General features: G+C 71.3%; 12 protein-coding genes. 10 read left to right on the forward strand and 2 right to left on the reverse strand.

What is annotated here, in order from left to right:
• Nucleotides 1-34: 34 nt before the first annotated feature.
• Genes HNR73_RS12485 through coaD form a run of 4 tightly spaced genes read left to right on the forward strand, consistent with a single transcriptional unit; the run spans nucleotide 35 to nucleotide 5,011 of the window.
• Nucleotides 35-1,744 carry a fatty acid kinase ATP-binding subunit FakA gene (locus HNR73_RS12485; RefSeq protein ID WP_184787561.1) on the forward strand — a complete coding sequence of 570 codons (1,710 nt, stop codon included), beginning with the start codon at nucleotides 35-37 and terminating at the stop codon, nucleotides 1,742-1,744.
• Nucleotides 1,741-3,966 carry an ATP-dependent DNA helicase RecG gene (gene recG, locus HNR73_RS12490; protein ID WP_184787562.1) on the forward strand — a complete coding sequence of 742 codons (2,226 nt, stop codon included), beginning with the start codon at nucleotides 1,741-1,743 and terminating at the stop codon, nucleotides 3,964-3,966. The genes HNR73_RS12485 and recG overlap by 4 nt, the downstream gene beginning before the upstream one ends.
• The gene (gene rsmD / locus HNR73_RS12495) at nucleotides 3,963-4,523 is read left to right on the forward strand and encodes a 16S rRNA (guanine(966)-N(2))-methyltransferase RsmD (protein ID WP_184787563.1); all 561 of its coding nucleotides are present in this window, start codon (nucleotides 3,963-3,965) and stop codon (nucleotides 4,521-4,523) included. The genes recG and rsmD overlap by 4 nt, the downstream gene beginning before the upstream one ends.
• A gap of 8 nt (nucleotides 4,524-4,531) precedes the next feature.
• Nucleotides 4,532-5,011, forward strand: coding sequence for a pantetheine-phosphate adenylyltransferase (gene coaD / locus HNR73_RS12500; protein WP_184787909.1), 480 nt, complete (start codon nucleotides 4,532-4,534; stop codon nucleotides 5,009-5,011).
• A gap of 123 nt (nucleotides 5,012-5,134) precedes the next feature.
• Here the strand turns inward: coaD and HNR73_RS12505 are convergent, their stop codons facing one another.
• Nucleotides 5,135-6,244 carry an RNA-guided endonuclease InsQ/TnpB family protein gene (locus tag HNR73_RS12505; protein WP_184787564.1) on the reverse strand — a complete coding sequence of 370 codons (1,110 nt, stop codon included), beginning with the start codon at nucleotides 6,242-6,244 and terminating at the stop codon, nucleotides 5,135-5,137.
• Nucleotides 6,245-6,352: 108 nt separating this feature from the next.
• On the opposite strand from HNR73_RS12505, the gene HNR73_RS12510 reads away from it, so the two are divergent.
• From HNR73_RS12510 to HNR73_RS12535, 6 genes are all read left to right on the forward strand, one after another.
• Nucleotides 6,353-6,850, forward strand: coding sequence for an SPFH domain-containing protein (locus HNR73_RS12510; protein WP_184787565.1), 498 nt, complete (start codon nucleotides 6,353-6,355; stop codon nucleotides 6,848-6,850).
• Nucleotides 6,851-6,875: 25 nt separating this feature from the next.
• A complete protein-coding gene (locus HNR73_RS12515) occupies nucleotides 6,876-9,128 on the forward strand; it encodes a KAP family P-loop NTPase fold protein (RefSeq protein ID WP_184787566.1) in 2,253 nt (750 codons plus the stop codon).
• Between the two features lie 153 nt (nucleotides 9,129-9,281).
• Nucleotides 9,282-9,848, forward strand: coding sequence for a YceD family protein (locus HNR73_RS12520; RefSeq protein WP_184787567.1), 567 nt, complete (start codon nucleotides 9,282-9,284; stop codon nucleotides 9,846-9,848).
• Nucleotides 9,849-9,851: 3 nt separating this feature from the next.
• Complete coding sequence (rpmF, locus tag HNR73_RS12525; protein WP_184787568.1) at nucleotides 9,852-10,025, forward strand: 50S ribosomal protein L32; 174 nt, start codon at nucleotides 9,852-9,854, stop codon at nucleotides 10,023-10,025.
• A 14-nt stretch (nucleotides 10,026-10,039) separates the two neighbouring features.
• A complete protein-coding gene (gene rnc, locus HNR73_RS12530; RefSeq protein WP_184787569.1) occupies nucleotides 10,040-10,789 on the forward strand; it encodes a ribonuclease III in 750 nt (249 codons plus the stop codon).
• Between the two features lie 103 nt (nucleotides 10,790-10,892).
• Nucleotides 10,893-12,008 (forward strand): ArnT family glycosyltransferase, encoded by a 1,116-nt coding sequence (locus HNR73_RS12535; RefSeq protein WP_184787570.1) that lies wholly within the window; start codon nucleotides 10,893-10,895, stop codon nucleotides 12,006-12,008.
• A 35-nt stretch (nucleotides 12,009-12,043) separates the two neighbouring features.
• On the opposite strand, the gene HNR73_RS12540 is transcribed toward HNR73_RS12535, so the two are convergent.
• A complete protein-coding gene (locus HNR73_RS12540; protein ID WP_184787571.1) occupies nucleotides 12,044-14,581 on the reverse strand; it encodes a phosphocholine-specific phospholipase C in 2,538 nt (845 codons plus the stop codon).
• Nucleotides 14,582-14,665: the final 84 nt, after the last annotated feature.

Here is a 14,665-nt window from a genome sequence, read left to right on the forward strand (position 1 = left end):
GCGGTGTCGGGGGCTGGCACTAGGCTCGTTCTTCGTGCGGGACGTAGAGGAAGCGGTCGCCGAGGAACCGCTCACGAGCATCGACGCGGCAGGTTTCCACCGCTGGTGCGCGGCGAGCGTCGACGTCCTCCGCCGGCATCGGCGCGACATCGACGAGCTCAACGTCTTTCCCGTGCCAGACGGCGACACCGGCACGAACATGGTCGCCACCCTCACCGCGGGCCTGCACGCCCTGGAGGCGGGGACGGTCGCCGACCTCTCCGAGGCGCTCCGGCGCTTCGCGCGCGGGGCCCTGCTCGGCGCGCGCGGCAACTCCGGGGTGATCCTGGCCCAGTTCTTCCGCGGCCTCGCCGACTCCTGGGCCCACCGCGGCGCCGGTGCCGCCGAGGCCGGTCCCTCCGCCGTCGTCATCGGTCTGCGCGTCGCCGCCGACGCCTGCCGTGCCGCCGTCGCCGTGCCCACCGAGGGCACGATGCTGTCGGTCGCCGACGCTGCCGCCGACGCCGTCGCCCGTCTCGCCGACGAGCCCCTGCCGAAGGTCGTCACCGCGGCCTGCCTCGGCGCCGCGCAGGCCGTCGAGCTGACCCCGCGCCAGCTTCCCGCGCTGGCCCGCGCCGGTGTCGTCGACTCCGGCGGTTTCGGGCTCGCGCTCGTGCTCGACGCGCTCGTCGCGACCGTCACCGGCGAGGCGACGGGCGCGCCCCAGGCCGCCGCCGAACTCGACGAGGGCCTGAAGATCCCGGTCGTCCCCGCCGAACGCGAGACCGGTTCGAGCGACTTCGCCTACGAGGTCCAGTACCTCCTCGACGCCGAGCCCGGCGCGGTCGAGCGGCTCCGGCTGCGCCTGACCGGCCTCGGCGACTCCCTCGTCGTCGTCGGCACCGGCATCCGCGACGAACCCGCGGACGAGGGCGAACGCCAGACCTGGAACGTCCACGTCCACGTCAACGACATCGGCGCCGCCATCGAGGCCGGGATCGAGGCCGGCCGGCCCCACCGCATCTCGGTCACCCGCTTCGCCGACGATCACGGCCACCCCCACGCCCACCCCGAAACACCCGACGAGGGGGTTTCCCGCCCGGCCGAAGCGGCCTCCCGCGCGGTCGTCGCCGTCGCCGGGGGCACCGGCCTCGCCCAGCTCTTCGCCGCCGAAGGCGCCCACCCCGTCGTCAGCAGCCCCCCGTCGACCCAGGAACTCCTCACCGCCGTCCGCTCCACCGGCGCCGCCGAGGTCATCCTGCTGCCCAACGACGGCAGCAGCCAGTCGGTCGCCGACAGCGCCGCCGAACTCGCCCGCGCCGAAGGACTCCACGTCTCGGTCGTCCCGACCCGCTCACCGGTGCAGGCCCTCGCCGCGCTCGCCGTGCGCGACCCGGGCCGCCGCTTCGACGACGACGTCATCGCCATGGCCGAGGCCGCCGGGGCCTGCCGCTTCGGCGCCCTGGCCGTCGCGGCCCGGATCGCGCTGACCACCGCCGGGCGCTGCGAGCCGGGCGACGTCCTCGGCCTCGCCGAAGGCGACGTCGTGATCATCGGCGAGGACGCGGCCGTGGTCGCCTGCGAACTCCTCGACCGCATGTGCGCCGCCGGCGGCGAACTGGTCACCCTGGTCACCGGCGCGGGCCTGTCCGACGACGCCGTCGCGCGGGTCACCGCGCACCTCGCCTCGCGCTGGCCGCTGGTCGAGGTGTCCTGCTACGAGGGCGGCCAGCGGCGCCATCCGCTCCTGGTGGGGGTCGAATGAAGATCACGCTGGACACGCCGCTGAAGACCCCGCTCGGGGGCAAGACCGCCGAAGCGCTCGACGACGCCTTCGGGCTGCGCACGGTCGGCGACCTCCTGCGCCACTACCCGCGCCGCTACGCCGAGCGCGGTGAACGCACGGACCTCGGGACCCTCGAAGTCGGCGAGCAGGTCACCGTGATGGGCGAGATCCGCGCGGTGAACCGGCGGGCCATGCGCAACCGCCGCGGCAGCATCCTGGAGGTCATCATCGGCGACGGCGGGTACACGCTGTCGCTGACCTTCTTCAACCAGCCGTGGCGGGAACGCGAGCTACTGGTCGGCCGGTGGGGGCTGTTCGCCGGGAAGGTCACCGACTTCCGTGGGAAACGCCAGCTCAACGGGCCCGACTACCGGCTCCTCCCGGACACCGAGGAAGCCGGTGAGGACCTGACGGCGGCGCTCACGCCGGGCGCGGTCGCGGGGGAGGGCGCGCGGGCCGCCGAGGTCATGGAGGAGTTCGCCGGGGCGCTCATCCCGGTCTATCCGGCGGCGGCGAAGGTGCCCAGCTGGACCCTCGCGAAGTGCGTGCGGACGGTCCTGGACACCGTCACCCTCGACGGGCCCGACTTCCTGCCCAGGGGGTTGCGCGAGGAGCACAAGCTCCTCGGTTTCGCCAAGGCGATCCACGACATCCACCGGCCCGGCAGCAAGGGCGAGTTGTACGCGGCCGTCAAGCGCCTGAAATGGGAGGAGGCCTTCGGCCTCCAGATGGTCCTGGTGCGGCGCAAGGCCTCGGCGCGGGCGGTGAAGGGCAAGGCCAGGCCGCAGCGCGGCGACGGGATCCTCGCCGCCTTCGACGCCTCGCTCCCGTTCACCCTCACCGAGGGCCAGCGCGAGGTGGGCGGGGACATCGCCGCCGACCTCGCCACCCCGCACCCGATGCACCGCCTGCTCCAGGGCGAGGTCGGGTCGGGCAAGACGCTCGTCTCGGTCCGCGCGATGCTCCAGGTCGTCGATGCCGGGGGACAGGCGGCCCTGCTGGCGCCCACGGAGGTACTCGCGACCCAGCACCACCGCACGATCGTGGAACTCCTGGGGGCGCACGGCCGTGCCGGTGAGCTGGACGCCGCCGGTGAGGCCACCCGCGTCACCCTCGTCACCGGCTCCCAGGGCGCCAAGGCCCGCCGCGCGGCCCTCGCCGAGGCCGCCGACGGCACCGCCGGGATCGTCGTCGGCACCCACGCCCTGCTCTACGACGGCGTCGACTTCGCCGACCTGGGCCTCGTCGTCGTCGACGAACAGCACCGCTTCGGCGTCGAGCAGCGCGACGCCCTGCGCGCCAAGGCCGAGGTCCCGCCGCACGTCCTGGTCATGACCGCCACACCGATCCCGCGCACCGTCGCCATGACCGTCTACGGCGACCTGGAGGTCTCGGCGCTCGCACAGCTGCCGAAAGGCCGTTCGCCGATCACGACGCACGTCGTGCCCGGCACCGACGAGCGGTGGATGCGCCGGAGCTGGCAGCGCATCCGCGAAGAGGTCCAGGCCGGGCATCAGGCCTACATCGTGGCGCCGAGGATCGGGGGCGACGACGATGACAAGCCTCCGAAGGACGACGACGGCCGCCGCCCGCCCGTGGCCGTCATGGACGTCGGCCCGGCGCTCGCCGAAGGCGCCCTGCACGACCTGCGCGTCGGGATCCTGCACGGCAGGATGCCCGCCGAGGAGAAGGACGCGATCATGCGCGCCTTCAAGGCCCGCGAGCTCGACGTCATCGTCGCCACGACCGTCATCGAGGTCGGCGTCGACGTCCCCAACGCGACCATGATGGTCATCCTCGACGCCGACCGCTTCGGCGTCTCCCAGCTGCACCAGCTGCGCGGCCGCGTCGGCCGGGGCAGCGCCGCCGGACTGTGCCTCCTGGTCAGCGAGTCGGCGCCGGGCAGCCCGGCCGCCGAGCGGCTCGCCGCCGTCGCCGAGACCACCGACGGTTTCCGGCTCGCCGAGCTGGACCTGGAGCAGCGCAGGGAAGGCGACGTCCTCGGTGAGGCCCAGTCGGGTCACCGCTCGTCGGTGAAGCTGCTGTCGCTGCTCAAGGACGCCGACCTGATCCGCGCCGCCCGCGAGGCGGCCGTGGTGATCGTCGACGACGACCCCGATCTCGTCCGCCATCCCGCACTGGCCGCCGCCGTTGCCGCCCTCGTCGACGACGAGCGCGCCGAGTACCTGGAGAAGGGTTGACCCGCATCATCGCCGGGGACATGAAGGGCCGCCGGCTCCAGACGCCGCCGGGGGACCGCACCAGGCCGACCTCGGACCGCGTGCGCGAGGCCCTGTTCGGCTCGCTGACGAGCCTCCTCGACTTCGACGGCGCCCGCGTCGCCGATCTCTACGCCGGTTCGGGAGCCGTCGGGCTGGAGGCCTGCTCGCGCGGGGCCGGGCACGTCCTGCTCGTCGAGTCCGACGCCCGCGCCGCCCGGGTCATCCGCGCCAACATCACCGCGCTCGGCGTCGGCGACCGTGTGGTCCTCACCACGTCCAGCGTGCGCGGCGCGCTGGCCGCGCCGCCCGGCGAACCCTACGATCTGGTCTTCGCCGATCCGCCCTACACACTGGACAACGCCGAGGTCACCGCCGACCTCGCGGCGCTCGTCGAGGGCGGCTGGCTGCACGAGGACTCGCTCGTCCTGGTGGAGCGGTCCACGCGAACGAAGGCCTTCGCGTGGCCCGAAACGCTCACAGAGACGCGTGGGCGCCGTTATGGGGAGTCCATTATTTGGTACGGTGCCCGATCGTGACGACGACGGTGCGACGCGCGGTATGCCCGGGATCCTTCGACCCGGTGACCCTCGGTCATCTCGACATCTTCGAGCGGATGAGCCGGCTGTACGACGAGGTGTACGTCGCGGTGTTCGCGAACTCCTCCAAGCAGGGGTTCTTCGACATCGACGAGCGCCTGGAGATGCTGGAGGAGGTGACCGCCGACCTCCCCAACGTGAAGGTGGACTCCTTCCAGGGGCTCGTCGTGGATTACTGCAAGTCCCGGGGGATCGACGTCGTCATCAAGGGAATCCGGGCCGTGTCGGACTTCGACTACGAGCTGTCGATGGCGCAGATGAACCACGGCCTGTCGGGCGTCGAGACCTTCCTCATCCCGACGAACCGGCTCTACTCCTTCGTGTCGTCGAGCCTGGTGCGCGATGTCGCGAAGTGGGGCGGTGACGTCTCCGGATACGTTCCGGAGACCGTGGCGCGCCGCCTGGTGGCCAGGCTGCGGGAGCAGTGACTCATTGACCTGCGCTCCTCCGAGGAGGGGCGGACCGTGGTCGCCCACGGCGTTTCCTGTCTCGACGGGCAGTGCCCACCCGGAACGCTCCGGGATCGGACTCACCTGCCCTCCGCAGGCGTTTCAGCTCTCCGCCAGCCCGGCGGCGAGAACGTTCCGTGCCGTGTTGAGGTCGCGGTCGTGGAGCACCCCGCAGCGGGGGCATTTCCACGACCGGGCGCTCGGGGGCAGGGAGGTGTTGAGGTGGCCGCAGGCGGCCGTCGAACAGAGCTCGGCGCTGGGATACCACCGGTCCACCACCCGCAGGGTGCGTCCCCACCAGGCGGCCTTGTACTCCAGCAGTGACCGCAGCCGGACCCGGCCGGCGTCCGAGGTGCCCTGATCGTGGTCGCCCGCCGTGTCGCGCGGGCCGAGATCCTCGATGACGATCGTTTGGTTCTCGCGAACGATCGAGGTGGTGACCTTGTGCAGGTGGTCGGACCGCCGGTCGGCGATCCGCGCTTGTATCCGCGCGACCTTGACGCGGGCCTTCGCCCGGTTGCGGCTCCCCGGTGTCGTGCGGTCGTGCGTCCGCCTGGCCCGCGCCAGCCTGCGCCGGTCGGCCCTCTCCTGCCGGGGAACGGTGATCTTCTCCCCGGTGGACAGCGTGATCAGCGCGTTGGCGCCGGTGCCGATCCCGACCCGGCCCTCGACGGGCGGTGCCGGACTGAGCCGCTCCTCGACGAGCATGGAAACGAACCAGCGCCCGGCGGCGTCGCGGCTGACCGTGACCGTCGTCGGGTCGACGCCCGCCGGCAGCGGCCGCGACCAGACGATGTCGAGCGGTTCGGCCAGTTTCGCCAGATGGAGCCGGCCGTCGCGGAAGCGGAAGGCGTTGCTCTGGAACGTCGCCGAGGCCTTGCCCCGGTGCCTGGTCTTGAAGCGCGGGTACCGGGCGAGCCGGGCGTGGAAGCGGCTGAAGGCCGACTGGAGGTGCCGCAGGGCCTGCTGGAGGGGCACGTTCGAGACCTCCGCCAGGAACGCCGTGTCGGCGTCCTGCTTCCAGGCGGTGAGCCAGTGGGCGGTCTCGACGTAGTTGGTGGCCAGTCCCAGGTCGCGATGGCGGCGGGTGCGTTCTTCGAGGGCCTTGTTCCAGACGAAGCGGACGCACCCGAACGTGCGCGTCAAGAGGGCCGCCTGCTCGCCGGTGGGGTAGAAACGGTACCTATAAGCCCGCTTCACCGTTAGCGCCATGTTTAACACGATAGCATCCCGTCATGTTAAGCTTGCTGGTCGTTGTCATGCAGGCGACCATGGAGTGGCCTTGTCTACAGAGTCGCTCGATTTCGAGGGGAGTACCCGGTGGGGCCACTGGAGCGCATTGAAGAGCTGATCGCGTACGTCGAGCAGGCCAAGGCCGTGCCGATGTCGCGGGCCGCCAAGATCGACCGCGGTGAGATCATCGCGATGCTCGAAGAACTCGGCGGCGAACTGCCCGCCGAGCTGCGCCGCGCCGACGCCATGCTCGCCGAGCGGGACAAGATCATCGACGCCGGTCAGCGCGAGGCCAACCGGATCATCTCCGAGGCCGAGGCCGAGCACGCCCGCCTCGTCGCCGGACACGAGGTCACCGTGTCGGCCGAGCACGAGGCGCAGCGCCTGATCAACATGGCGCGCGACGAGGCCAACCGCCTGCGCAACGAGGTCGACGAGTACGTGGACACCACCCTCGCCAACTTCGAGCAGTTCCTGCACCGCGCGCTGTCCGGTGTCGAGCGCGGCCGCGACAAGATGCACGCGCTGCGCGAGATCGGGAGCTTCCAGCCGTCCGACGAGGAGGAGAAGCCGCTGCCGATGTAGCGGTTTCGGGGTGGGGGAGTGCGGCGTGGTGGAATCGCAGAACGTTCCGACGGCGAAGGGCGGCGGGCCCTTCGGGAGTTCGTCCCTCGCCCCGGAATCGGAGGCGGAGGCGGCCTTCGAGCCGCGGTTAGCCGATCCCGGACGGTCGCGGGCGGTGCTGATCGACGGGGACTCGCCACATGTCCCCGGCATCGAGATCTCCGAACTGGCGCTCGCGCTGATGGACGGCGCGGTCTGGGGCCTCTCGGCGAGTGATTGCCGCATCCACTCGGTCACCGAGCGCGCCAAGATGCTGGCTCAGCTGCGGCAGTCGGCGAGAGACGCGACCGAGGCGTTCGTGGTCTGCTTCAAGGGGCCGGCCGTTCCTCACGAGGGCCGCGACGTTGACCTGCGGCTCGACGCTTCCGACACGTCGGCGGAGTCGATGTTGCCGTTGATCGACCTGCTCAACACCGTCGCATCGAGTTCGGCGAGCCTGCGCCTGTTGATCCTGGACTGTGGGCTCTCAGCCGACTTGAGGGGACTCGGCGGCCCGGTACAGGTGCTCGTTCGGCACAGGTCCGCGAACACCGGCCTGAGCGCGGCGGTGGTGAGCGTCCTGAGCGGAGGAGTCCGGGGCGGGCCGGAGCTTCTCACGGTCGACGAGATCGCGGGCGCGGTCCGGTCCGTGGCCGCGCACAGGGGCGACGGCCCGTCCCGCCTCGCTCTCGCCCGCAACCGCGCCTTCGGCCTTCCTTCCGCCCCACCACCCCCCTCCCACCACGTCCCCTGGCAACACGACACCCCCGCCTCCCGCGACCTCCTCCAGCGCGAGGCGCTCGCCCGGATCCTCGGCAAGCGCCTGCGCCAGGTCACCACCGAGGCGCCCGGCGTCTCCTTCCTCGCCCATCTCGACGGCCAGTGGGGCACCGGGAAGTCCACCCTCCTCAACCTCCTCGCCGAAGACCTCGGCGAGGACTTCGTCGTCGTCGGCTTCAACGCCTGGCGGCACTCCCGCGTCGAACCCACCTGGTACCCCCTCCTCACCGCCGTGCGCGACACCGTCGTCGATTCCCGCCCCTGGTACCACTTCCGCCTCCTGCGCCTGCGGGAAACCCTGATGCGCATCCGCTACGCCGGTGCGAGCTGGGCACTGCCGATGGCCGCGACCTCGGTGGCGATCACCGCCGGAGTCCTCGCCCTCAGCGCCAACTGGGACCCGGTGCGGTCCGGCGCGATCCTCTCCGTCGCCGGCCCGGCGCTCGCCGTCGCGGGCCTCGTCTGGGGTGCCTCGCGGGTCGCGGCGAGGCTCTTCCTCTGGGACTCCGCGCGGGGCGCCCGCATCTTCGAGCAGTCGCACAAGGACCCGATGGGCGAGGTCGCGCACCACTTCGCGTGGCTGCTGCGGCACGCGCGGCGGCCGGTCGTGATCTTCATCGACGACCTCGACCGCTGCGACCGGGCGACGGTGGTCGAGACCCTGGAGGTCGTCCAGAACCTCATCCGCGAGAGTCCGGGGGCCGAGCCCGGCGACGCCGCCTCCTTCGTCGTCTCCGCCGACGGCGCCTGGCTGCGCTGCGCCTTCGAGGGCCACTTCGAGGACTTCAAGGCGGCCATCGACGAACCCGGACGGCCCCTCGGCTACCTCTTCCAGGACAAGCTGTTCCAGCTGAGCGTGCCGCTGAGGTTCCTGCCCGGCGAGCAGCAGTCGTCGTACATGGCGAGCCTGCTCACACTCGGGCGGGCGACGGCACCGGGCGAGGACGCCGACGCGGCACGGCGGATCGCGTCGGCGAGGAGCGAGGCGGAGGTCGTCGAGGTCCTGCGCGAGGTTCCCGCCGACGTCCGGGTGCGGGTGGCCGCGCAGGCCGCCGTGAAGATGGCCGACCCCGACATCCTGCGCTCGACCGAGCACGCGCTGCTGAAGTTCGCGCCCCTGCTCCAGCCGAACCCGCGGGGCATCAAGCGGTTCCTGAACACGTACACGGTGCTGCGCACTCTCCGGACGCTGGAGGCGGTGCCGGTGGACCTGGACACCCTCGCCGCCTGGGCGATGATCCGCTCCCGCTGGCCGCAGCTGGCCGACGAGCTGGAGGCGCGCCCGGAACTGCTGGACGAGCTGGCCGCCGGTGGCGGCGGCGACGCCGCCACCGTGGAACTTCGCGCCCTCCTCGCCGCGCTGCCCGTGCCCCTGACCGGCCGTGAGGTCCGCGCCTGCTGCGGCAACCGTCCCGCCCTCGACGACGCCGAGCCGCCGGTCCCGCCTTCCGGCGACATCGCTCCGCCGCCCTCGCGGTGAGGCCGCGCACCTCTTCCCGTCCGCGCCCCCAGTACCCTTGACCGGCCCGGTCGCCGACCGCCCGGGTGCCCCATCGATGCCAGTTCGCGGAGGAGTCCACGTGTCAGGTAAGGTTCAACGTCGGCCTGTCTTGAGCCGAAACCAACGATGACGATGCATGAGAAGACGCCCACACCAGATCCCGCGGCCCCGCTAGTGGTCGACACGCGGTCACTGCCGCGTAGCCCGGGAACCTTTCGTGAGCTGCGTCTCGACGTGCCGTCCTTGGACGGTCTCGGTCTCGACTTGATCGGCGTGCCGAAGGACGCGGAGCTGCACATCGAGCTCACGCTGACCTCGGTCACCGAGGGCGTGCTCGCTACGGGCACGGTCACCGCGCCCGTCGTAGGCGAGTGCGGTCGGTGTTTGCGCCCGATCGAGGACACGTCGGTGTTCGACATCCAGGAGCTGTACGCGTATCCGGACAGCGCCACGGAGGAGACCACCGACGAGGACGAGGTCATGCGGTTGCAGGACGATCTGATCGACCTGGAACCACCTGTGCGGGACGCGGTGATGCTCGGTCTTCCGGTCAACCCGTTGTGCCGCACGGACTGCCCGGGGCTTTGTCCGGATTGCGGACAGGCTTGGGACGAGCTTCCCGCCGACCATCGGCACGAGAAGCTCGACCCGCGCTGGGCGGCGTTGGGCAACCTGTTGGGTGAAGATCGTTCGGAGTGAATTGTGGCCGTTCCCAAGCGCAAGATGTCGCGCAGCAACACCCGTAGCCGGCGGGCGAACTGGAAGGCGCAGGCCGTTAACACGGTCGCGTGCGACCAGTGCCGCTCACCGAAGCTTCCGCACACCGCGTGCGGCGTCTGCGGCACGTACAAGGGTCGTACGGTCGTCGAAGTCTGATCGGCAGATCAGCAGTGGCACAGGGCCGGTCCGCTTCGTCCTCGACGAGGCGGCCTTCTCCGACCCATCTCGAAGCGGCGTGTGGCGTCGCCTTCGACACCGACCTTCTCACCCTCGCGCTGACCCATCGCTCGTACGCGTATGAGCACGGTGGGCTGCCGACGAACGAGCGTCTTGAGTTCCTCGGGGACGCCGTTTTGAGCCTCGTGGTCACCACGGCTCTCTACCAGCGCTACCCGGACCTGCCCGAAGGGCAACTGGCGAAGCTGCGGGCGAGCGTGGTGAACATGCGGGCCCTCGCGTCGGTCGCGCGCGGCCTCGGCCCCTACGGGGTCGGCCCGTACCTGTACCTCGGTAAGGGTGAGGAGTCGACGGGCGGTCGTGACAAGACGAGCATCCTCGCCGACGTGGTGGAGGCGCTGCTCGGTGCGATCTATCTCCAGCACGGCATCGACGTGGCCACCACCGTCGTGCACAAGCTGTTCGATCCGCTGATCGCCGACGCGAGCCGTCGCGGCGCGGGCCTCGACTGGAAGACGAGTCTCCAGGAGCTGACCGCCGACAACGACCTCGGCGTGCCCGAATACCGGATCACCGAGGACGGCCCCGACCACGCCAAGACCTTCACCGCGCGCGCCGTCGTGGCGGGGGAGTCCTTCGGCTCGGGTCAGGGGCGCAGCAAGAAGGAAGCCGAGCAGATCGCGGCCGAATCGGCCTGGCGTGAGTTGACCAGCCGGTTCGAGAAGGCCGGTGGCGGCGGCTGAGTCCGCTCCCGTGACGGGGCGGCCCGGTGAGGACGACCCGTCTGCGTCCGCTTCGCCCGAAAGCTCCAGGATTGCCACCGTCGCGCGGCTGCGCGAGTGGTCGATGCCGATCGGCGTCTTCCTCATCACCCGCTCGGTCCAGCTCCTCGTGCTGGCGTGGACGGGCAACGACCCGGGCAACACCGTGTGGAACCGGCTGCTGTCCTGGGACAGCGGCTGGTTCGTCCGCGTCGCCTCCGAGGGCTACCCGCAGGGATACACCTACGACGACAGCGGTGTCCTCCTCGGCAACGGCCTGGCCTTCCTGCCGGGCTATCCGCTCCTGATCCGCGCCTTCCTGTGGCTCGGGTTCTCCGACCAGGTCGCCCCGCTGCTGGCGAGCACGCTCGCGGCCCTGGTCGCCGTCGTCCTCATCTACCTCCTCGGCAAGGATCTCCACGGGCGCCGTTTCGCGCTCGCGCTGGTCTTCTGCCTCGGCGCGCTGCCGATGTCGGTCGTGCTGTCCATGGGCTACAGCGAGTCGCTGTTCCTGGCCTTCGCGGCCGGTTCGCTGCTGGCGATGCGGCGGCAGGCGTGGCTGACGGCGGGACTGTGCGCGGCCGGGGCGTGCCTCACGCGCGTCGTCGGCGTCGCGGCCTGTATCGCGCTCGTCGTCGCGCTGGTCCTGTTCCTGCGTGCGGAGTGGCGGCGTGCCGACGGGCCGCGCCTCGACGTGAAGGTGTGGCTGCGGATCGGCGGTGGGCTGCTGGCGGCCGCCGTGGCGCTCCCGCTGTACTGGTGGTGGGTCGACGCCCGGGTGGGTGACGACGGCGCCTGGTTCGCCATCCAGGACGCCGGGTGGAGTTCGCGCTGGGACTTCGGGCAGGGCACCTTCGCCTTCCTTGAGGAGACCCTCCGGGCGGGCGACGGCTGGGTGCCGGTGAGCACGGCGGTGCTGATCCTGGTGTCGCTGGCGCTGCTGGTCGCCGCCGCCTTCGACCGGCCCTGGCCGCCCCTGCTGGCCTACGGTGTCGTGATCGTGGCGATGGCCCTGGGCACCGACGGCTACTACCACTCGAAGCTGCGGTTGCTGGTTCCCGCGCTGGTGCTGCTGGTCCCGGTCGCGAAGGCCCTGTCGCGCGCGCGGCCGCGGATCGCGGTCCCGCTGGCGGCGACGGGCCTGCTGTTCGGGACCTGGTACGGCGCGCACATGATCACCGTCTGGCACTACGCGATCTGAGGCGGCGCCCCGGCTTCGGCCGGGGCGCCGTCGTGTCACCAGCCGAGTGGGGCGACCTCGGCCGCCGATGTCCACGGACCGCGGCCGCCGGCCTCGGTGAGCGCGCGGAAGCGCACGTACCGGGCCGAGGTCGGCCAGCAACGGATCGTCTTCGCGTCGGCGGTGTCGGCGAAGGTGCCCGACGCGACCGCCCGGCCCCAGTCGTTCCCGTCGGCGCTGAGGTACAGCTCGTAGGCGCCGACGCGGCCGTTGGCGCCGCCGTCCTGCCGCGGCAGGTAGTGCAGGCCGGTGACGGTCCGCGTGCCGCCCAGGTCGAGGCGCAGCTCGTGGGGGAGCGGGTCGGCGCCGCCGGACCACTTGGTGTGCCAGAAGGTGTCGGTCCGGCCGTCGACGGCACGGGTGGCCGCGCCGGACTCCGACGCGGTCTCCTGACTGTCCACATGGGACACGGTGGCGGCGAGGCGGCCGGAACCCATGATCGGGTCGCTGATCCCCGCCGAGCCGTTCTCGACGCGTCCGGCGAAGCGGCGGAGGAAGCCGTCGGCGGTGTCGGCGGTCGCGGTCAGGTCGTACCAGCCCTTCATGCCGTTGGCGATGGTGAAGGAGTCCTCGACGGTCTGTCCGGCCGCGAGGGGGTAGGTCCACGGTCCACCGGGCCGGTTGTTGCCGCGAACCGTGATGACGCAGGCCTTCTGGCCCTTGTTGGTCATGGTCAGGTAGACGAGGTTCTGCGCGGGCGCGTACCGCATCGTCACCTCCGGGTCGGCGTTGCCGGTCGTCGTCGCGGTGACCCGGTTGCCGGTGAAGCGGTGCAGGAAACCGTTGGGGCCGCTGACGATCAGGTCGTAGGCCCCGGCCGGGGTGCCCGCCTGCCAGTAGTCGGTGGCGGTCTTGCCGGCGCCGACGGTGTAACGCCACGGCCCGTCGGTCCGGTAGGAGGCGGCGTGGACGTAGAAGTGCGCTCCGGCCGCGCCCGTGTTGGTGAAGTCAAGCCAGAACCTGTCGGCGAGCACCCGGCCGGAGACGGTCAGGTCGTAGGGCAGCGCGCGGGCCGGGCGGACGCCGCCTTCTTGAACGGGCAGGGCCTGCACGGCCGGTGGTTGCGGGTTCGTCGACCACGGGCCGCTGGTCGGTACGGGCGTCGGCAGACTCGGGTATGCCGGGTTGGCGGTGCCGAGGTCGAGCGCCGAGGTCAGGTCGCCGCAGACCGCCCGTCGCCACGGCGAGATGTTGGGTTCGGCGACGCCGGTCCACTTCTCCAGGAACTGAAGGACCGAGGTGTGGTCGAAGACCTGGGAGCAGACGTTCCCGCCGCGCGTCCACGGTGAGACGACGACCATCGGCACGCGTGTGCCGAGCCCGATCGGCGCGCCGAGGGTGAGGTCGTCGGCGACGGGCGCGGTCGACTGTCCCTGGTTCGCGTCGACGGGCGGCGCCGGTGGCGGGATGTGGTCGAAGAACCCGTCGTTCTCGTCGTAGGTGATGAACACGACCGTCTTGTTCCACACGGCGGGGTTCGAGGCGAGCTTGTCGAGCAGCTGCTTGGTGAACTCCGCGCCCTGGTTGGGGCCCCAGTCGGGGTGTTCGGTCTTCGCCTCGGGTGCCACGATCCACGACACCGCCGGGAGCCTTCCGGCGGCGACGTCGGCACCGAAGGCCGCGACGGTCTGGTCGGGCCGGACCCGTTGCAGGGCACGGTCGTAGAGGCGGCGCTCGGTCGCGGTGAGCGTCGCCAGGCCCTCGTCGAGCCTGGCGAGCAGGTCGCGCTGCCCGGCGGCGTCGGCGTCGGCGAGCGCGTAGTAGAAGTACTCCAGCTTCGTCTGGCCGGTCTTGGCCAGGGCCTTCCTGCCGACGGTGAGGAAGCTGGCGAAGTAGTCGAGGGAGTTGTCGCCGTAGTTGTCCCACTCCTGGTAGACGCGCCAGCTGATCCCGGCGGCCTCCAGGCGTTCGGCGTAGGAGGTCCAGGTGTAGCCGGTGTGGCCCGGGTTCTGCCAGGAGTCGTTGCCGATGGCCCGTTTCGTGGTGCCCGGCTCGTAGCCGATGGTGCCGCTGAAGAGGTAGAAGCGGTTGGGGTTGGTGGGTCCGTTCTCGGAGCAGAAGTAGGCGTCGCACATGGTGAAGGCGTCGGCGAGCTGGTAGTAGAAGGGCAGGGCGCCGCGCAGATGCGTGGTCATGGTCCGGACGCCCTTGTTGGGGATCCATTGGTCGTGGCGTCCGTTGTTCCAGGCGTTGTGGCCGTCGCTCCAGCCGTGGGCGGTGCCTTTCATGAACTGGTCGTCGACGGGGTAGGGGAGGACGTATCCGCTCCCGTTGGGCTGGTAGTAGACGGGTCTGCCGGTCGGGAGGGTGATCGCGGTCGGGTCGTTGAAGCCGCGGACACCGCGCAGGGTGCCGTAGTAGTGGTCGAAGGAGCGGTTCTCCTGCATGAGCACGACCACGTGCTCGATCACGTCGAGGCCGCCGGTCGGTGCCGGGGCGGCCAGGGCCTCGCGCAGGCTGTCGGGCAGGAGGGCGAAGGCGGCGGTGGCGCCCGCGGCGGTCGCCGTGGAGCGGAGGAATCCGCGTCTGTCCATTGTCTACTCCTCGCGTCGGTGTGCGGCCACCCGTCGGTGTTGGTAAATGTTGCTACCGACGTTGGTTCGTGGCGTCTGGCGACA

Source organism: Phytomonospora endophytica, from assembly GCF_014202425.1.
GTDB lineage: Bacteria > Actinomycetota > Actinomycetes > Mycobacteriales > Micromonosporaceae > Phytomonospora > Phytomonospora endophytica.